22 protein-coding genes and 1 pseudogene are annotated in these 16,975 nt (G+C 65.3%); 8 read left to right on the top strand and 15 right to left on the bottom strand.

Going from position 1 to position 16,975, the window contains the following annotated elements:
• Window positions 1-196: 196 nt before the first annotated feature.
• Both KBY96_RS05995 and KBY96_RS06000 read right to left on the bottom strand, forming a co-directional pair.
• On the bottom strand, window positions 197-2,971 hold the full coding sequence (locus tag KBY96_RS05995) for a cyclic nucleotide-binding domain-containing protein (RefSeq protein ID WP_254978383.1): 2,775 nt from the start codon (window positions 2,969-2,971) through the stop codon (window positions 197-199).
• 106 nt (window positions 2,972-3,077) lie between these two features.
• On the bottom strand, window positions 3,078-3,356 hold the full coding sequence (locus KBY96_RS06000) for a winged helix-turn-helix transcriptional regulator (protein ID WP_254978384.1): 279 nt from the start codon (window positions 3,354-3,356) through the stop codon (window positions 3,078-3,080).
• Between KBY96_RS06000 and KBY96_RS06005 the strand changes: the two are divergent.
• A pseudogene (locus KBY96_RS06005) lies at window positions 3,270-3,644 on the top strand (pirin family protein); the annotation flags it as partial. The gene KBY96_RS06000 and the pseudogene KBY96_RS06005 sit on opposite strands and share 87 nt — an antisense overlap.
• Window positions 3,645-3,675: 31 nt before the next feature.
• Here the strand turns inward: KBY96_RS06005 and KBY96_RS06010 are convergent.
• On the bottom strand, window positions 3,676-5,127 hold the full coding sequence (locus KBY96_RS06010) for a glycosyl hydrolase family 57 (RefSeq protein WP_254978386.1): 1,452 nt from the start codon (window positions 5,125-5,127) through the stop codon (window positions 3,676-3,678).
• A 98-nt stretch (window positions 5,128-5,225) separates the two neighbouring features.
• On the opposite strand from KBY96_RS06010, the gene KBY96_RS06015 reads away from it, so the two are divergent.
• Complete coding sequence (locus KBY96_RS06015; protein WP_254978387.1) at window positions 5,226-5,486, top strand: hypothetical protein; 261 nt, start codon at window positions 5,226-5,228, stop codon at window positions 5,484-5,486.
• A 53-nt stretch (window positions 5,487-5,539) separates the two neighbouring features.
• Here KBY96_RS06015 and KBY96_RS06020 read toward each other — a convergent pair whose 3' ends face one another.
• The 4 genes from KBY96_RS06020 to KBY96_RS06035 all read right to left on the bottom strand — a co-directional run bounded on the left by KBY96_RS06020 (window position 5,540) and on the right by KBY96_RS06035 (window position 8,766).
• Window positions 5,540-5,788, bottom strand: coding sequence for a hypothetical protein (locus KBY96_RS06020; protein WP_254978389.1), 249 nt, complete (start codon window positions 5,786-5,788; stop codon window positions 5,540-5,542).
• A gap of 84 nt (window positions 5,789-5,872) precedes the next feature.
• Complete coding sequence (locus tag KBY96_RS06025) at window positions 5,873-6,829, bottom strand: carbon-nitrogen hydrolase family protein (protein ID WP_254978390.1); 957 nt, start codon at window positions 6,827-6,829, stop codon at window positions 5,873-5,875.
• A gap of 232 nt (window positions 6,830-7,061) precedes the next feature.
• Entirely contained in the window at window positions 7,062-7,883 is an 822-nt protein-coding gene (gene ppk2 / locus KBY96_RS06030; protein ID WP_254978392.1) for a polyphosphate kinase 2, read from the bottom strand.
• A gap of 547 nt (window positions 7,884-8,430) precedes the next feature.
• Window positions 8,431-8,766: a type II toxin-antitoxin system RelE/ParE family toxin gene (locus tag KBY96_RS06035; RefSeq protein ID WP_315859472.1), complete on the bottom strand. Its 336-nt coding sequence runs from the start codon at window positions 8,764-8,766 to the stop codon at window positions 8,431-8,433.
• Window positions 8,767-8,908: 142 nt separating this feature from the next.
• Between KBY96_RS06035 and KBY96_RS06040 the strand changes: the two genes are divergently transcribed.
• The 3 genes from KBY96_RS06040 to KBY96_RS06050 all read left to right on the top strand — a co-directional run bounded on the left by KBY96_RS06040 (window position 8,909) and on the right by KBY96_RS06050 (window position 10,507).
• On the top strand, window positions 8,909-9,763 hold the full coding sequence (locus KBY96_RS06040; protein ID WP_254978394.1) for an alkaline phosphatase PhoX: 855 nt from the start codon (window positions 8,909-8,911) through the stop codon (window positions 9,761-9,763).
• Window positions 9,682-9,954, top strand: a complete 273-nt coding sequence (locus KBY96_RS06045; protein WP_254978395.1) for an alkaline phosphatase PhoX — start codon at window positions 9,682-9,684, stop codon at window positions 9,952-9,954. Before KBY96_RS06040 ends, KBY96_RS06045 begins: the two co-directional genes overlap by 82 nt.
• 82 nt (window positions 9,955-10,036) lie before the next feature.
• On the top strand, window positions 10,037-10,507 hold the full coding sequence (locus KBY96_RS06050) for an alkaline phosphatase PhoX (protein WP_254978396.1): 471 nt from the start codon (window positions 10,037-10,039) through the stop codon (window positions 10,505-10,507).
• On the opposite strand, the gene KBY96_RS06055 is transcribed toward KBY96_RS06050, so the two are convergent.
• Together KBY96_RS06055 and KBY96_RS06060 are read right to left on the bottom strand one after the other, a co-directional pair.
• Complete coding sequence (locus KBY96_RS06055) at window positions 10,437-11,402, bottom strand: hypothetical protein (RefSeq protein WP_254978397.1); 966 nt, start codon at window positions 11,400-11,402, stop codon at window positions 10,437-10,439. The two genes, KBY96_RS06050 and KBY96_RS06055, sit on opposite strands and share 71 nt — an antisense overlap.
• A 348-nt stretch (window positions 11,403-11,750) precedes the next feature.
• Window positions 11,751-12,233: a YbjP/YqhG family protein gene (locus KBY96_RS06060; protein WP_254978399.1), complete on the bottom strand. Its 483-nt coding sequence runs from the start codon at window positions 12,231-12,233 to the stop codon at window positions 11,751-11,753.
• 84 nt (window positions 12,234-12,317) lie between these two features.
• On the opposite strand from KBY96_RS06060, the gene KBY96_RS06065 reads away from it, so the two are divergent.
• Window positions 12,318-12,500: a hypothetical protein gene (locus KBY96_RS06065; protein WP_254978400.1), complete on the top strand. Its 183-nt coding sequence runs from the start codon at window positions 12,318-12,320 to the stop codon at window positions 12,498-12,500.
• Complete coding sequence (locus KBY96_RS06070) at window positions 12,497-12,952, top strand: hypothetical protein (protein WP_254978401.1); 456 nt, start codon at window positions 12,497-12,499, stop codon at window positions 12,950-12,952. Before KBY96_RS06065 ends, KBY96_RS06070 begins: the two co-directional genes overlap by 4 nt.
• A gap of 33 nt (window positions 12,953-12,985) precedes the next feature.
• Here the strand turns inward: KBY96_RS06070 and KBY96_RS06075 are convergent, their stop codons facing one another.
• From KBY96_RS06075 to KBY96_RS06090, 5 genes are all read right to left on the bottom strand, one after another.
• Entirely contained in the window at window positions 12,986-13,252 is a 267-nt protein-coding gene (locus KBY96_RS06075; protein WP_254978402.1) for a hypothetical protein, read from the bottom strand.
• Complete coding sequence (locus KBY96_RS16500) at window positions 13,210-13,605, bottom strand: WD40 repeat domain-containing protein (RefSeq protein ID WP_396122282.1); 396 nt, start codon at window positions 13,603-13,605, stop codon at window positions 13,210-13,212. Before KBY96_RS16500 ends, KBY96_RS06075 begins: the two co-directional genes overlap by 43 nt.
• 365 nt (window positions 13,606-13,970) lie before the next feature.
• On the bottom strand, window positions 13,971-14,600 hold the full coding sequence (locus KBY96_RS06080; protein WP_254978404.1) for a WD40 repeat domain-containing protein: 630 nt from the start codon (window positions 14,598-14,600) through the stop codon (window positions 13,971-13,973).
• Complete coding sequence (locus tag KBY96_RS06085; RefSeq protein ID WP_254978405.1) at window positions 14,597-15,001, bottom strand: hypothetical protein; 405 nt, start codon at window positions 14,999-15,001, stop codon at window positions 14,597-14,599. Before KBY96_RS06085 ends, KBY96_RS06080 begins: the two co-directional genes overlap by 4 nt.
• 325 nt (window positions 15,002-15,326) lie before the next feature.
• On the bottom strand, window positions 15,327-16,115 hold the full coding sequence (locus KBY96_RS06090; protein ID WP_254978407.1) for a hypothetical protein: 789 nt from the start codon (window positions 16,113-16,115) through the stop codon (window positions 15,327-15,329).
• Window positions 16,116-16,274: 159 nt separating this feature from the next.
• Here KBY96_RS06090 and KBY96_RS16505 point away from each other — a divergent pair, with 159 nt between their 5' ends.
• Window positions 16,275-16,436 (top strand): HNH endonuclease, encoded by a 162-nt coding sequence (locus KBY96_RS16505; RefSeq protein WP_396122283.1) that lies wholly within the window; start codon window positions 16,275-16,277, stop codon window positions 16,434-16,436.
• Here the strand turns inward: KBY96_RS16505 and KBY96_RS06095 are convergent.
• The gene (locus KBY96_RS06095; RefSeq protein WP_254978408.1) at window positions 16,370-16,975 is read right to left on the bottom strand and encodes a TMEM175 family protein; all 606 of its coding nucleotides are present in this window, start codon (window positions 16,973-16,975) and stop codon (window positions 16,370-16,372) included. The two genes, KBY96_RS16505 and KBY96_RS06095, sit on opposite strands and share 67 nt — an antisense overlap.

A 16,975-nucleotide genomic window follows, 5' to 3' on the forward strand; every position in this document is an offset into this window, starting at 1 on the left:
GGGATCGCCCGAATGGTGATAGTTGAAGATCAGGATCGGCACGGCGATCAGCAGCAGAACGATCGCAGCCACCACGCCGGGGGAGTGAACCGCGCCCGAGGCACTTCGGCGATGGGAGCCTCCGGCAACCCTTCGCCGGCGCCGCCACGGTGGGGATGGACAGGTGGGTCCCATGAATGGATTCGGCATGGGGAGATCAGCGCGGTGAGCGCATCAGCCGTTGCAGCTGCATGCTCTCCAGTTCCAGCACCCGGCGGGCGAACTCGGGATCACGCTCAAGCACCGCATCGAAGGAATCCACCGGTACCGCCAGCACCCGGGTGGCGTCGGCTTCCGCCACGATCGTGCTCTCGGAGGCGCTGTGGGTGAGCACCTGCAGTTCGTCGAGCACCCGCCCGGGCTCCATCTCCTCCAGCCACGCCCGCTGGCCGTCACGGTGCCGCACCGTGGCCCTGCCCTCGATCAGCAGCAGCAGCTCCCGGCAGGTGTCACCGGCTTCGGTGATCAGGTCTCCGCAGGCGAACACGCGCAGCTGGGCCCGCTCGCACAGGGCCGCCAGGGTGTCGGCATCACTGCGGCGGAAGAAATCGCTGGTGGCCAGAAACACCCGCTTCTCCAGATCCGGGCAGTCCCGCAGGGCCGGGGTGCCCTGCAGCGTCTGCACGGCCCGGGCGGTCTGCGCCAGCAGGGGCGGAACGTCGCCGCCACCCATCTGGGCCGAACGGGCCCGGGCCCGTTCCGGATCCACACAGGCCGTGAGGAACAGGGCCGCTGCCGCCACGATGGGGCTGGGGTCAACCATCAGGCTGTCGAGGAAGGCCAGGGTTTCGGCAACGGGCACCTCCAGAGGGCAGGAGGGTGCCTGGCCGCCGGGGCGTCCAAGGGCCTCACGCACGGCCGGAGACAGGCGGCCTGCCCAGTCGTTCTCCTGAACCAGCTCCGGCAACCCCAGCGGTGCGATGGCCTGCAGACGCTGCACCAGCTTGGGCACGCACGGATCGTCCTGAAGGGTGGCCAGGGCGTTCAGGATCGCCCGCAGGCTCAGTTCCTTGCGGAGCTTGAGGCGGTCGTCGAGCAGGGCCAGAACGGCGGTCTGATCCCGCAGGGCGCCCCGATGCAGGGCCCGGTAGCCGTCTGTGAGCGCCGGCAACCGCTCCAGCAGCAGCTCCAGTTTGTGGATCGCCGCGGCCCGGGGGGAGAGATCGTGGCGCACGATCTCGTCCTCCTGTGAGGAGATGCCGTACTCGCGGCGCAGGGCCTGCAGCGCCTGGCCATTGGCCCCTGCACCGGCCTGGCCGTCGGCGTCATGGAGGCGCTGAACCAGCATCAGCCGCTCCAGCGACTTGCGGTAACCGCTGAGACGGATCTGGTCTTCGAGGCTGCGGCGGCTGTCGGGATCGAGCAGGTCGGGATCCTCCACCCCCAGTTCTTCGAGCAGGTGGCGGTGCTCGTCGTTGCTGATGCCGAGGGAGAGGCGCATCTGCTTGAGCACCTCCAGACTGCTGGCGGCGTTGACGAACCCCTCCTCGAGGGCCTCCCGAACGACACCCTTGTAGGCCTCCAAGCGCTTCTGGCCGGTGAAGCCCGGCAGCACCTTGGCGAGCACATACACCTCTTCGGTTCCCAGGTCGGCCAGGGAGCGGCTGTCGAGATAGCGGCCCACGTCGAGATCCATGCGGGCCAGCTGCTTGCGGAAGCGCTCGGCCAGATTCTCGCGGCTGTAGAGCGCGGGCGAACGCCCCCAGCCCCGGTAGAGCCAAAGGGTGCTCAGCGCCACCAGGGTCACGTCGAAGAGGTACTGAACCCAGAGCGGCAGCAGCAGGAGCAGGGGGCGGCCGGAGAACAGGAAAAAGAAGTTGAACACCAGATAGGTGGCCACCAGGAACACCCGGTGACGGAGACGGTCGCGATCGGGCTCAGCGCCGTGGCGGCGCACCCGACGCCGCAGACCAGCCTCGATCGCCCGGCCCGCCACCACCCCCAGCCAGGTGCACAGCCCCAGGATCAGGGGCACCGCCACCAGGCGCGGCACGTCGATCACCTGGCCGAACAGGTAGAGGCCCGGACGGAGCAGCAGCTCGAGCTGGTTGCTCTGGCGCAGCCAGGCCCCGGAGAAGTAGTAGTCCCAGTTGCCCGCGTAGAGGTAGTAGTAGAGGAAGTAACCCACCACCAGCCCCACGTAGCCGTAGCGCTCGAAGGCGAAGGCAGGGGTGGGGAGGCGGGCCCAGTAGGTGCGTTCGGCGTCGATGTCGATGCAGGGCTGCTGGCAGGCCACACAGGCGCTCTGCTCGCTGCCATCCGGCTGAACGGTGCGGCACATCGACTGGGTGATGGGCGTGGCGGCCATGTGGGCCCTGCTGCCGAGCAGACCGGAGGGGGTGGAGTAGATGCTCTGCACCGGCGCCATCGGGCAGAAGTACTGGCACCAGCTCTTACCGCCATAGAGCCAGCCCACGGCCATCGCGCAGGCGATCGTGAACGTGAGCCAGGCGAACAGCACCAGCCGGTCGGCATTGAAGAAGAGGATGCGGCCGCAGAGGCCCACGAAGAGCCAGCCGAACTGGAGGCGGGAGTAGTGCTTGCCGAGCCAGGAGTCGGCCGGCACCCGGGCCAGCTGCCAGCGCGTTTCACCGGTCTTCGGATTCACCCGGGCGATCTGGCGCTGCAGCCCCAGGGCCCGGGGGATCTGGGAGAGAAACGAGAGCGGGCAGATGCGCCGCCACAGCTCATGGCCGAACACCAGCAGCACGAACACGCCGGCAGGTACCACCAGGCCCCAGAACAGGGTGGTGGCGAGGGGATAGGGCGTCTCCACCAGGCAGGTGCCCTGCACCGGAACGCACGTGTCCGGCAGCCGCAGCGGGCTCCAGGGGTGGTCGGGCTCGGTGAACCGCGGCGTGAACGGGTCGTAGAGCAGCGAGGCGATGATCAGCAACCAGCCGGTGGTGAGCCCCCACCGCAGCAGATGCATGCGCCGTTCCGACACCTGAGAGCCCTCGCTGTTGCTCACCTGCGGTGCCGAACCTAGCGGTGGTTGCGGAGGCCGGATGACAGCTGCTGTACCGATCAGTTCGGCATCACCGCTGTGGGAGCTTCGATTGGTCTGGGATGGGATCTGTGAACTTCCTGTTCTGCGTTCCCCAGGCATGCAGTTCCTCCAGCACGGAGATCAGCTCCAGGCCCTTGCCCGTGAGGGCGTATTCCACTCTGGGCGGCACCTCCGGATGAACCGCTTTGCCGGCCACCACCATCCGCAGTGGACTGGGTTCGGCTGGCATCCCCACCGTCACATGGAGCTCATCACGGTGATGGTCGAAGGGGATCTCACCCATCGCGATTCCCTGGGCCACACCCACACCCTCAGCGCCGGTGAGGTGCAGGTTCTCAGCGCGGGCAGCGGCATCATTCACAGCGAGATGAATGCAGGCCACCGGCCCTGCCGTTTCCTGCAGATCTGGATCGAGCCGGATTCTCGAGATGGGCTCCCTGCCTACGATCAGAGGCGTTACGCCATCGGCAGCACCTGGATTCCGTTGATCGATCCTGCTCAGGCCGATGCCGCCATGAGCCTCCACGTGCCCGGTGTCAACTACGTAGGCGGCTCGGGGTGGGCGAGAAGCGCCTCATGCAGGATGCGGTGCTGAGAACGGCCCCAACAGTCCGAGGGTCCCTTTTTCAGCCGATCGCGGCGAGGCCCCGCCGGTGGATCTCGCGGGCGTGATCGGTCCACACCCCCTGGCCCCAGTAGCGGAAGCAGCTGGTTTCCAGCAGCAGCAGATGGAGCAGGGCCTCCTGGTAGCTCCGGCTTCCGGTGACGGTGGGATCCTTCGCCACCAGGGGATCGAACCGCTGGTGGAAGCGGGCACTGAGCTCGTTCATCGGCTCGAGCACGTTGGTGTAGCCCTCCACCCAGCTGAGGTCGTTGGTCCAGGAGGCGCCCTCCATGGAGAAGGAGGAATCGCCGGCCTCCAGATCGGCGATGGCCGCCGCCACCGCTGCCGGTGTGGGTGCGCTGCCGGTGCGCTGCCACAGCCTGTGCTGCAGCACTGCCTGAATCCGGGGGCAGTCCTGGGATGACACCCCGGCGGCCTCCAGCAGTTCCAGGTATTCCGTGCCGTTGATGGCCACCGTTGATGGGCTGCCGCCCTGCTCAGCGGCGATGCGCTCATGGGCCTGCATGAACGCCGGCGGGAACTCGTTCATCATCACGCCGCCGTTCTCGCCATCGGCGATCTGCGACACCAACGGCGGGATGGCGCGTCCAGCCAGCGTCAGCCGGTTGAGCCCCAGCGCCTCGTAGCAGGGCTGCATCTGGCCCACCAGCTTGGTATCGGAGCCCTGGGTCTTGATCAGCGCCGTGATGCACGCCTCCTCGCCGCTGGAGCTGCGGGCCACCAGCCGGTTGGGGATGAACAACTGCTCCTGGCTCAGCGCCGAGCCATCGGGGTTCTCCACGCTGTGCTCCTGCACGAGCAGCCAGCGGTAGCCGCACTCCCTGAGCGCCTGCACCAGGGCAAACAGCGTGTCGGGGTGGTTGGGCAGGTGCATCTCCGGCAGGGAGAAGCCCTTCACCCGCCGCAGGGCCGCATCACCGAACAGGGCGGAGAACTGGTGCTGCCAGGCCAGGATCTGCAGCTTCAGATCGGGGATCGGCGTGGAGGGCGCCACGGCATGGCCCCAGAACGTGCCCAGCCACTCCACATGGGGCTCCATGGTGGGATCCGTGGCCAGGAACCGCAGCGCTTCGAGGATGTCGTGGCGGCCCATCTGCTGGAAGCCCCACAACAACGTGCCGGAGTAATCGAGCATGATCCGCGGATTGCAGCCCTCGGCGATCAGCTGGGGGATGATGTCCGCCAGGCGCCTGTAGCACTGGGCAAACGGTTCGGCGTTGTGGTTGTCGCCCTCGCCGGGGTGCTCGAACATGGACTGCAGATGGGAGATCAGCTCCCCATTCGCCCCGGCTGGAATTGTGGGCTGGTGCATGTGCAGGGCGCAGGCAAAGCCCGAGCGGATCCGCTCCAGCTGGAGGTTGCTGTGCGGCAGAAAAACGGGCCCTGGCTGCTGCACCAGGGCAAGGATTTCGGCTTCGCGCCCGGCGATCGGCGGCAGGGGATGTTGACTCATGGTTGGGGTATGGCGGCGGTAGCTGCTCAAACGCAAGGGAGAGCGGGCAGAGGAGCGCCAACCTCTGGCTAAAGTCTGATCAGTGGATCACCTGCTCGTTGCCGACACTACCCCTCGTTCTCGCCACTGGCCTGCTGGCCCTTCCAGTGGTGATCCCTGGTACAGCGCTGGCTCAGAAGCGGATACCAAAACTCCCGGGTTATGACGAGTGTCCGCTTGGGTATGTGAATGACCTGAAGCAGCACTGCAATTCACCCATCTACTACGAGGTGAAGCCCACCAACGGAGAGCCCTGTGAGTCGGGATGGATGAACATCGGGGCAGGCTACTGCAAGAAGAAAACCCTGGGAATCTTCTGATCGCCGAGGACGGCCAGCCAGGGGGTGGGATGGGGTCCGGTTAACGTCTGGAATTAGCGGCGCGCGGTTCTTCCCCTTCTCCTCAGAACAAAGGGAATTGCCACCAAGCCGAGCAGCACCACTAAGCATCCGCTCATGTAGAGCGTGCCCGCCACCGCACTGTGAAAGTCGTATCGGGCTTGAAGTTCGGGCGTGGGATCCTGATACGGAATGCCGGCGAATAAGACATCGTAAACAAAGCCAATGATGATGATGCCAATGCCAGTGAGCGGTGCGGCCACTGTCTGGATTGATGTCTTCATGTCAGTGTGGCAGCTTCTTTGCCTCGCCGGCCTGGGCGAACGGGCGGAGGAGCCCGCATGCACCCATTGAGTGTCGACTCGGAATCAGCCGTTCTGCGCACTCTGAGGTGCCTCGAACTCTACGGGTATGAGCGCAGTTCTATTGACTCGCAATTGAAAGATGTCGGGCCTTGAGTAATGGCCTACGACATCGAGGCTCCGCTGTGCAATGCCAACGCGTTCAAGGTCGACTTCTGCGTAGAGTATTCCCACTTCACGCCGCATGGGCCCGGCCACGATCTTCCCGCCGGGCTCGATCACCACGGAATCTCCGGGGTTAATCCACTCCTCGGCATCCGGATACAGCTCCGACTGCCCCGGAACGGAGTCGGGAATATCGCCGGCCCGAAAGGCCATGCCACTTCCCACCACCCAACATCCGCCCTCGCGTGCAATGTGCTGAAGCGTGCCGATCCACTTGTCACCAGAATCATAGGTTGGGGCGATATAGATCTGAACCCCCTGCGCGTAAAGCGCGCACCGCGCAAGCGGCATGTAGTTCTCCCAGCAGATGAGCGTACCGATACGACCGCAAGGCGTATCGAGCACCTTCAGGCCTGAAGCATCGCCGAATCCCCACACCATGCGCTCCGGGTTCGTTGGCATGAGTTTTCGATGGCGATTCAACAGATCGCCGTCTGGCCCGATCACAACAACTGTGTTGTAGAGCGTGCCGCGGCTGAACTCAGCGTCCCGCTCGTCAATCCCGCAGACCACCGTCACTTTGTGCTTTTTCGCAGCCTCGCGAAGCGGTGTGAGATCGTTGCCATCGAGGCTGACGGCGTTTGCGAGAAGCAGCGCATGAAGCTTTTCAGCAAGTGCCATATCTGCACCAGGCCGCAGCCTCCAGATCCAAGCCGGATATCCCGGGATGTAGGCCTCAGGAAATACCACCAGGCGGGCCTCATTGGAGGCCGCCTCCGCGATCGCGGTGACGGCGTCTGCGATCGTTCTGGAACGGTTTAACAGTACTGGTGGTCTTTGAACAACAGCGAGCCGCAAAGTCTTTCTCCAGCCGTTCTGATCACGTTGACGTTTGATGCCCGATAAAGATGGAGCCCTTCAGTGCCATCGCGCGATTGCGAGAGGGCTGTGGTGACCTGTGCGGTCAAGAATCTTCAAAGGCTAGAGGCAGTGAGGGGATGCCGATGAGTGCCGACACGACTTGTAAGGGCACCACCACCCTGGCGGCTCAGACCTGACGCTGGCGTCTTCATCACGTGAGGCGACCAGCTCAGTTGTCGATGAACACCGAATCTGCCGTGCGCACCACCCGTGGATCGGGCTCACCGACGATGTCGTGGTCCTTGTGTTCGTAGTCCAGTGCGTGGAGGACGCTGCGGATGGCGCCGAGACGGGCCCTCCTCTTCTCATTCGAGTTGATGATCGTCCACGGCGCCACGAGGGTGTCGGTGGCGAGCAGCATCTTGTTGCGAGCCTCGGTGTACTCGTCGTACTTCGCCACGCTGACCTCATCGATGGGCGACATCTTCCACTGCTTGAGCGGATCCTCGCGCCGGTCTTCGAAGCGCAGCTTCTGTCGGCCCTGCGACACGGTGAACCACATCTTGAAGACCATCATCCCACTGCTCACGAGTGACTGTTCGAAGGCGGGAACCTGGCGGAGGAACAGGGCGTGCTCCTGGGGTGTGCAGAAGCCCATCACCTTTTCCACGCCGGCCCGATTATACCACGACCTGTCGAACATCGTGATTTCTCCGGCCGATGGCAGGTGCGGGACGTAGCGCTGGAAGTACCACTGCGTCACTTCGGCATCGTTGGGCTTCGCCAGCGCGACATGGTCACTACCGCGAGGGTTCAGGTGTTCGCGGAAGCGCTTGATCGCTCCACCCTTGCCCGCCGCATCGCGACCTTCGAAGAGGATCACCACGCGCTGTCCGACAGCCTTGATGTGACGCTGCGCCTTGAGCAGTTCAATCTGGAGTGATTCGAGGTCTCGTTTGTAGTCCTTCTTGTCGATCGCTTCGTCGTAGGGACGATCGTTCTGCATCTCCTCGATCGTCTGGGCAGGCGATGGGGGTTGCTTCTTGCTCATGAGCGTTGCGATCGTCCGGCTGGCCCCACACCGGTGAGATGGGTAAGCCAGCCGCTTGAACTGGGCGGAGCGGTCCACGCCCTTCAGCCAAGGTCGCTGCGAAAAGCACACACCACCTCCAGCCCCTCCGCACCTGGCCGAAGGCCAGCGTGGCGGAGCCACGACGCGACCAGCTGCTGCAGCTCTGCCGCCAGCGCCTCGACGCCATCCGCTTAGCTCATCAAGGCGGTGAAGCTCCCTCTGGGGATCGAGGCACAAGGAGGATCTCCACATCGCAGCCGAGCACATCGGCGTAGCGGCGGAGAGTGGACAGTGCGGGCAGGTGCTTGCGGGATCCCTCGAGAGCCGACTGATGGCGCTGCGTGTGGTGCCCATTAGCAGGGCCACCTCCTCCTGGGTGAGACTGGCCCGCTTGCGGGCCTCAAGGAGCTGCCTGAGCAGACGGAATTCTACGGCAGCCTCCTGCCGCGCTTCGTTGTAGCCCAGCACCCGATCGAGCCGGGCGCGTTCGGAAACGCGATCGCGGATGAACGGTTGATAAGGAATGTCAGCCATGGCGTTTGACGTTCTTGAGGCGTTCCCGAGCGATAAGGAGCTCTCGCTTGGGTGTTTTCTGGGTCTTCCTCACGAAGGCATGAACCACGGTGATCACCCGCCGATTGCAGAAGCAATAGAAGGCCCGGCCGAAGCCGGAGCGGCCTCTAGGCCTGAGCTCGAACAGCCCGCCACCCATGGCCTGGTAGTGAGGCGCGCCGAGCAGGGGGCCGTGGTCTTCCAGCAGGTCGAGCAGCTCATCGCAGCGTGCCAGCAGATCCACGGGCCAGCACTCGATGTCCTCGCGAACACGAGGGTTGTAGTACTCGACCCGAAACGACCGATTTATGTTAGCGCGCGTGCTACTGGCTCAGGGGGTGCTTTCCCTGGGCTCGCAGCACCGGGCCGTTGTGCTCTGAACGCATTCGCATGAGCCACGTGGTTCAGCCGCTCATGCTCATGGAGCTGCACGGCCGCCGCTGCCCGGGCCGATGCCCCTACCCGGTAACGGCCGCATCGTCATCGACGCCCCTCTGGTGGGTCCGGAGGGCTACCTCAGCGATCTGTTGCTCAGCTGGGGTGAGCCGCTGGCCGATGGCCGTTTCGGCTTCAACAACGACTACCTGGCGTTCACGCCGCTGGAGGAGCGGCTGCGCTGCCGCCAGCGGCGGCGGCTGGGCTACGACGACGGCCTGGGCGGGCCGGTGATCGGCAGCTTCGCCAACTGCGCCTGCGGCCAGACCCCCTGGGGCACGGTGCTCTCGGCCGAGGAGAACGTCCAGAGCCAGGTGGTGGAGCGGGTGTATGCGGGCGGCTCCTCGCCGCGGCCGGCGCAGCGCCCCTTCCGCTTCGATGGCTCCCGACTCGACGTTCTGGGCAACCCCTTTGGGCTGGCGGGCAACAAGTACGGCTGGATGGTGGAGCTGGATCCGCGCCGCCCCGACCAGCCGGCGGTGCAGGCCACGGCCCGCCGGCCCCTGGTGGTGTTTTCCGGCTGCGACCGCCATGGCGGCCACCTCTACCGGTTCGTGAGCGAGGAGCTGGTGCGCGATCCGACCGATCCCGCCAACTCGCGGCTGCTGGAGCGGGGCCGGCTGGAGGCGGTGGTGTTCGACGCCTACGGCACGGGGCGGTGGGTGGCCCTGGCGCCCGAGACGCCGCTGCGCCCCAGCCACTACAAGCGCCACGGGCTCAGCCAGCCACCCTGCTTCCCCACCGCGACCGCAGCCAGCCCGGCGCCGAGGCCCTGGCCAGCGACGCCGAGGTGGCGGCCTACCTCAAGCAGCACCGCCGCCTGGCCGACCTCTACCCGGGCAGCGGCGAGGAGCGGCAGGGGGCGATCCTGATCGACGCCCACCTGGCCGCCAACGCCGTGGGCGCCACGCCGGCGGCGCGTCCTGAGGACACCGACATCGACCTGCGCAGCGGCGATCTGTTGATCGCCTTCACCTCCGGCGGCAGCGACGGCGACGGGCGGGCCGATCCGGTGATCTTCCGGGGTCCGCGGGGGAGGCGAGCTGGCCCTACGGCTGGGTGATGCGCGTGCAGGACGGCCTGTAGCGGGGGGGCAAGAGCTTCGCCATGCCCGACAACCTGGCGATCGACCGCCGCGGCAATGTGTGGATGGTCACGGACCGCTCCGCGGCAGCAGCCTGGATGTGTTCGGCAACAACGCCTGCTGGCTGTTCCCGGCCAGCGGCCCGCGCGCCGGTGAGGCGCTGCTGTTCGCCACCGGGCCTGTGGAGTGCGAGCTGTGCGGGCCGTGCTTCGACCGGGAGGAGTCCACCCTGTTCCTGGCGGTGCAGCACCCGGGCGAGATCCATGGCACCCGCCAGCGTGGCGGCGAGGAGATGCAGGCCCACTCCCTGGAAGACAGCGCTGGCGGCCGCTTCGAGCAGCTGCGCCAGGTGCCCCTCGGCTCTAACTGGCCCTCAGCGGTGCCGGAGGGCCACCCCGGCCGGGGGTGGTGGCGATCCGCCGCGGCGACGGCCGGCCGCTGCTGTGACCGCTGCTCTGACGTCACGGCAGGATCTGCCACTGCCCATCCTTGCCCTTCACCAGCAAAAACTGGTTGGGGAAGAGCGAATTGAACGTCACCATGAAGCAGAATCCGATGTCATTGGGCAGGGCTTCGAACCGCTCAGCCCAGCCTTCCTGGTCAGGAAAGCTGAACAGGAATTCACCGGTCCCACGGGCCACCACCACGGGGCTGGCGGTGGTGATCAGGCGGATTTCTGCCTCGGCAGGTGCGGCCACCCGGATGCCGGTGCCGTAGCCCGCCTCCAGACAACGGAGCCGGCGCACCTCCGGCACGTTGATCGTGCCCCCACGGTCCGTGGGCTGGCTGGCGATGAATCGATAGGCCGCCTCAAAGTCGGGCGCGAAGAGTGACGCACGCTGGCTGATCAGGGCCAGGATCGCGGCACGGTCGGCAGGCTCGAGGGTATTGACCGCCGGGGCGTCGTGCCAGGGTTCCACGCTGGCGAAAGGTGCCTGGAACGCGTGCTGGACGCTCACCGGACCCCGCACTTCACGGTCCTCGCCTCCCCTGGCTGAGTGATTGGTGGTGACCTCGGAGCCCTCCGCTGTGGTGCTGGTGGTGATCTCGTCATCGATGAGCTTCCAGCGGAACTGACTGCGGTAAGTCACACGTCCATCTTTGGGCGTGAACCGGATCCGCAACAGGTTGTCGCCACGCCGCAGCAGCGGTTGCAGCTGACTCGCGGGCAACCAGAGGGCGGGAAACACCTCGATTCCGATGTCATCACGGTCCATCACCAGAGCCGATTTCTGCTCCAGTGGCCCCTCCGTCATCGGCACCCCATTGAGCTCCAGTTCAACCACTCCCGGCACAGTCGTGACCGATTCGGCGTCCCTGGCGGCGGGAAGATAGGGCGTGAAGCGGAATTGGATGCTCACCGGCTTTGCCCCTGCCGGTGCCGCAGCGAGTGCCACCAGCGGCGCCAGCAGCGTGGCGGTGACCACGCTGGTGATCAGACGCCTCAGCTTGCCATGAGGCCGCAATCGATTGTTCTGAGAGCTGCAGCCGTTGGTGCTGCCGGTCCGAGTGTGGGTGGCCACGGTCGTCTGGATCGGCTGCCGATGGATAGGCTGCTGACGGCTCGAATGCCGGTGGATCGATTGCTGACTCTCACTGGTGAGAGCGAGGAAGTGAGGACGGCTGAAATCCCGGCATCCCATGGCATCAAGGCTGACGCCTCCATGATCGGCACCTCGGTTCTCCTGCGCAACATCATGGTGGCTGCACTGTCATCGTTGGGAAGATCTGAACCAGCTGACCAGCTATCTCCACCTTCCGTGCCGGCCTCACGATCACCCTGGGGATCTCAGCAACTCAGCCAGGAAGCGGGAGAGCCTGAAGCGAGGTTCACCGGGATAGCTGATGTCGGCGATCCTCCACTCGCCGCGACCTACGGGAAGCAGCTGGTAACGCAGTTGCACCGGCGCATCGAGCCTGCCCTCAGCCGCGGGTGCACAGCCCAGCACCCGTGCGCCGAACGTGCGCACCTGGGTGCCACTGAACACATCGAAATCGACGAAGCGACCATCGGCGGGGCTGAGCCGGAAGGCGTCCTCGAGCTGCTGAACCAACGCAGGGGTGAAGCATTCGCGTTGGCTCGTCAGCTCGATCGGCCCCCTGTCGTTCTGGCGGCCGATCTGCCAGCGGTAGAGACCATCGATCTGGGCAATCACCCCCGCAGGACAGGCCACCGGCGAAGCGCCAGCGGTGCCGACGGGTGCCAAGGCGAGCAACAGCAGCAGGCCAGTAGCCCCAGCAGCGGGCCCGAGCGCCATGGCACTGAGGCCCTGAAGGATGCACACATTTCACGCTATATCCTCTCGGGCATCCCTGGCGACGGCACGCGCTCCTCTGGATCCATGACGCGGGCGATGAAGAACGGCGTTCCGCCGGCACGGCTCCTGATCACCAGCTGGAACGGTTGTTCGACCCACCAGCACCGTTACGCCCGCCACCTCGCTGCCGGCTTCATCCCCGCTCAGCAGGCTCTCCTGCAGCACAGCGGTACGACGCCTGACATTCATGATTTCGTGCGCTCATGACCCCAGTGAATGCACGGGTGTGCCTGCTCGTCACCCTCCTGATTCCGCTCCTGGCAGGTTGCGGTCTCATCTGGCGCTGGACGACACGTCCCTTCAGCCTCAGCTGCGCTTTGGAGGATGGATCGGAGAAGACCATCCGCGTCGATCCACGTCTTCAGCAGGTGCAGGAACTGGATCCCGGCACGGGAGAGGTTCGTGACACCATCACCACCAATGAACCACCGGAGGATCTGGGAGGGGGGATCGTCGATGACAGCAAGGTCATAGTTTCCCAGGGGGAGATTCACTGGAACCAGAGGATGTACAGGCCCCAGTTCGTCTCGGAAAGCCACACGATTGACCTGCAGACGCTGGGCTATCGGGGTGAGCTGGCCATTGGGAGTGACTATGGGGCGGAGGTCGATGCCCAGAGCATGACCGGGACGTGTCGACAGCTCGAGCCTCTGCCGTGAACCAGGATGGGCGCCTACCTGGAGCGCATGGGCTCAAGGAGAGTTCTCCGGAAGGTCCCACTTGTAGACCCATGCTATGGCCGTCAGATACAGCAGCTTGCCATCAGCTGACACAAGTGTTGGATCGCCATGACTCGTTGATGGCACGCTGTTGCCCTCCTCCACCCAGTCGTCAGGGATCCGCAGATTCATCAGTAGCTGGCCCTGAAGGTCGCGAATCTCGAAATAGTTATCCCCATACTGCGAGCCACCCAGCACTACGCCCGTGCCATGGGGAAGTACCTGGAAGTAATCAACCATGGCGTTCTCACGCAACGTCGCTTGCCGTCTCCCCAGCGGGTCCCATCGTCCCGCCCCGTACCATCCGGCCCACACATCGCCACTGGCGGTGATGGCCCAGCGTTGAGATTGGCAAGCCCAGTGTCGATTTCACTGAGTAGTCGGCCGGTCGTCGTGCTCCAGCGGCGCACGGTTCCATTTTCTTCGCCGATGGCGATGCTGCTGCCAGATGGATCGAATGCCACTTGATCCACCTGGGACCTCGCGCTGGGATTCTCGAATCGTCGCAGTTGCACCCCCTCAGCATTCCAGAGGACTGCTGAGCCGTCCGTGTGACCGGTGAGCAGGCTTTTCCCATCCGGTGAGATCACCATCACCCGGGTATCACAACCTTCACAACCACCATCCTCAGCAGTCGCGGTCTTGAAGCTTCCCCGCGGTTCATCCGTTGCGCTCCAACGATGGATGGTGTCGCCAGCGAGGCTGAACAGCAGCCGTCCATCCGGCGTGACAGCGACACTCTGCACATGAGTCAGCTCCGGCTGCTGGCGAAAGCGCAACTGTCCTTCCGCGCTTCGCAGTTCGAATTCCCCTGACCTGCAACCCACCAGCAGCTGCCCTCTCAGCGCGTATGGGTTCGGGCATCGCCAGCAGCGCTGCCAGGATCGCAGTCACGAGGCCATACAGCCCCAATCCCTGCTGGGTCGTCATCGTCGGTCTGGCATCACGCCCGTCCTCCTCAGTGTGCCTGGCCCACCCGCCAGACACCGATGCCGTGGTCGGGGACATGGACTGCCAGCGTGTTGCCATCGCCGCTCAGGGCGGATGGTGCCATCGGCAGCATTGGCCTGTTCGGAGATGACGGCCCCGGGGAACCCAGTTGAAGCGTGTGCTGCACGGTTCCGTCCCTGGGACTCAGGGCCTCCTGGCCGGCTACGACGGGGCCATCCGGGTCCTGAGTCGTCCAGTACAGCTGGTGCACCCGTTCCGGTGTGTCGAGCATCCGGATCCGCCGTGCCGAGGCCAGATCCCAGATCGAGACTGGTGGTCTCTGGCCGAGGGAGATCACCAGTTGTCTGCCGTCCAGTGAGAATGCCAGGGCGAGAATGCCCGCCGGCTTCTCCAGCTCCAGGGTGCTGATCAGCCTGCCCTCGCTGATGTTCCACACCTCGATCCGGTCGTCGTAGACCCGGCGCGGGAAGGCCAGAAGGCGGCGATCCGGGCTCACGGCAACCGGAAGGGTTCCCCGTTCCACGGTGCTGAGATCAACAGCAATGGACTGCTGCCATCCCCCACGGGAGAGATCCCACAGCTTGAGGCTCTGGGGTGTGGGTCTCACTGCAGCGGCATCCACGGGGGTCAGCGTCACGAGCCTGTGATCGGCCATGGGATAGGCCACCTGGCGCCATCCAGGCGTAGGCGGGGTCTGCCGTCGGGCAGCGTGCGCACCTGCACCTGCTGGAGGGCAGCCGTGATCAGTTCCTGTCCATCCGCAGACAGGGCCAGGGAGGCGACGATGTCCTCAAAGGTCTGCTCCCCCTGGGGTTTGCCGTGCAGGTTGCGGATCCTGTGCCGTTTGCGGGTCCGGAGATCGATGATGACCACCTGTTGCCTGCCGTAGCGCACACTGAGCACAGCCAGCCGATGGCCATCGCCGCTGAGGGCCAGGTGCGAGGGAAGGCTCTCGAAGCCGCTGACCTCGGCCAGCAGGGGGAATGGCCCTTGGGGGCTGGGCGTCCTGACGGCGATGGCCGGTGGTGACAGGGTCACCGTGAGAACCAGGGAGCTGATCAGGTAGCCCGCCAGGATGACGCCAGCGCGGAGCGGGGGGGCGCCCCAGGGGCGAGCGGGGTCGGGCGGCGGTGACCACCCCCAGCACTGCGCCGCCGATGGCGCTGGCCGGAACGAACATCAGCACGATGAAGCCCAGCCAGATGGTTGGCCCTGGAGGTCGTCGCGCCGCAGCGGCCACCCCTGCACCCACGACAGTGCCCAGCACGGAGCTCGCGACGGTCATGCGCAGCAGCTTCGGCAGCACCAGCTGCAGCAGCGTGTCGGCGTCGGGAATCAACGTCATCACAGGCCGGTGCCTGGCTCAGTCGACCCGCTCACCGGTGCGCACGGCGGTGGGTGGCGATGGCGGAATGCTGCCGGGCTGCCAGATGCGTGCCCGCAGCGGCCCCTGATCCCGTGGCTCGAACTCGGCTCGCCAGCCGGATGCCCACTCGATCAGCACCGTGTTCCCCCTGAGCCGCCAGACGCCACCGGCGGAGCGATCCACGCTGTTGAAGGCCAGACCGTTGGAGAGCAGACTCAGGGTGGTGGGCGGTAGGTCGTCCTGCACTGCCCGGAAGCGGTAGACCCCCACCGCCACGGCGATGGGATCACGCACCTGCACCGCCTTGCCGTGGTTGGTGGGTGGCTGGAGACGGTCTGTCCCCGGAGCCCACGACCATTGCACCGGCCCCTCAGGACCGGTGACGATCGCATCGGTCCAGCCATCGCTGTAATCGATGCGCACGCCGTTCCCCCAGGGTTGCCAGCGGCCTCGTTCGAATAGCTGGGCCGGTCGCAGGTTCTCGCTGCCCCCGAGCGGCGTGCCCTCCTTGCCACTGGTGCTGAGTGCCCGCCCATCGGCGCTGAGGCGCACGTTGAACAGGTTGTTGGCGTTGTCCACCAGCGCCCAGACCCCGGTAAAGCGCTGCCGCTGCTGGCGCTGTTCGGCCGCCAGGAGAGACGGTGACTCCGCCGCCCCCGCAGCAATCGGCACACCCGCCCCAGTGCCCGCGGCCAGGCCGGCTACCAGCAGCAGCGCCTGGGCGAACCGGCGCGGCTTCCTGTGGTGCATCATCTCCATCAGCCGGCCGGCAGATTCGCTCAGCAATCCTGCTCAGGCCTCAGGTTCCTGGGCAGCCGCAGGCGACAGTTGCAACAGAGGCGGCTGCAACAGGGGCGGCGTCAGTCCCTGACGGGCCTCACAGCCCCTTTTTCAGGAGTCCCTAAGCAAACCCCGCACCTGCGGGCCCTGGAGGTGGACCCCATCGTGCCCAGGAACCAGGGCGGTTCAGATGACCTCAGCAACCTGCGGGCCCTCTGCTTCCGCTGCAATGCCGCCAGGCAGCAGCAGAACGCCCGGGCTCATGTGCTCAGAACCTTTTCAATCCGGCGATCGGGAACGAGCCACATCACGGCAACCAGGATGTAGAGAGCACACGCCAGCCAGGGGTTGGCAAAAGCCAGTGGAACCGCCGCTGCATAGATCATCAGGGACAGCTTTCCTTTGCGATCACGGCCAAGGGCTGTGGCCAGTGTGGAGTCTTGTCCGTGATGCCACACAAGTGTGCGCGTGAGCATGAAGTAGGCCACCGCAGCCAGCAGCAGAACCATGCCGTAGAAGGCCACAGGCAGCGCCGCAAAATGATTCTCACCGATCCATGCGGTGGCGAAGGGAAAGAGTGACAACCAGAACAACAGATGCAGGTTTGCCCACAGGGTTGAACCGTTCACGTGCTTGACCACCTGAAACAGATGATGGTGGTTGTTCCAGTAGATGCCAACATAAACGAAGCTCAGCACATAGCTGAGAAAGGCTGGAATCAGAGCACGCATCGCAGCGAGATCGGGCTGATTCGGTGCTTTCAGCTCCAGCACCATGATGGTGATGATGATGGCCATGACCCCATCACTGAATGCTTCCAGCCTGCCTTTGGGCATCTGTGGGGAGCGTCTCTGTGCGTTCGCCAT

This window comes from Cyanobium sp. ATX 6A2 (assembly GCF_024346355.1).
Taxonomy (GTDB): domain Bacteria; phylum Cyanobacteriota; class Cyanobacteriia; order PCC-6307; family Cyanobiaceae; genus NIES-981.

Coding starts and splice junctions, on each gene's coding strand:
- KBY96_RS05995 (WP_254978383.1), bottom strand. CDS start 2,971: ATGCATCTGCTGCGGTGGGGGCTCACCACCGGCTGGTTGCTGATCATC.
- KBY96_RS06010 (WP_254978386.1), bottom strand. CDS start 5,127: ATGAGTCAACATCCCCTGCCGCCGATCGCCGGGCGCGAAGCCGAAATC.
- KBY96_RS06020 (WP_254978389.1), bottom strand. CDS start 5,788: ATGAAGACATCAATCCAGACAGTGGCCGCACCGCTCACTGGCATTGGC.
- ppk2 (WP_254978392.1), bottom strand. CDS start 7,883: ATGAGCAAGAAGCAACCCCCATCGCCTGCCCAGACGATCGAGGAGATG.
- KBY96_RS06040 (WP_254978394.1), top strand. CDS start 8,909: ATGCCCCTACCCGGTAACGGCCGCATCGTCATCGACGCCCCTCTGGTG.
- KBY96_RS06060 (WP_254978399.1), bottom strand. CDS start 12,233: ATGGCGCTCGGGCCCGCTGCTGGGGCTACTGGCCTGCTGCTGTTGCTC.
- KBY96_RS06065 (WP_254978400.1), top strand. CDS start 12,318: ATGACGCGGGCGATGAAGAACGGCGTTCCGCCGGCACGGCTCCTGATC.
- KBY96_RS06070 (WP_254978401.1), top strand. CDS start 12,497: ATGACCCCAGTGAATGCACGGGTGTGCCTGCTCGTCACCCTCCTGATT.
- KBY96_RS06075 (WP_254978402.1), bottom strand. CDS start 13,252: ATGGTTGATTACTTCCAGGTACTTCCCCATGGCACGGGCGTAGTGCTG.
- KBY96_RS16500 (WP_396122282.1), bottom strand. CDS start 13,605: ATGGTGATCTCACCGGATGGGAAAAGCCTGCTCACCGGTCACACGGAC.
- KBY96_RS06095 (WP_254978408.1), bottom strand. CDS start 16,975: ATGGCGAACGCACAGAGACGCTCCCCACAGATGCCCAAAGGCAGGCTG.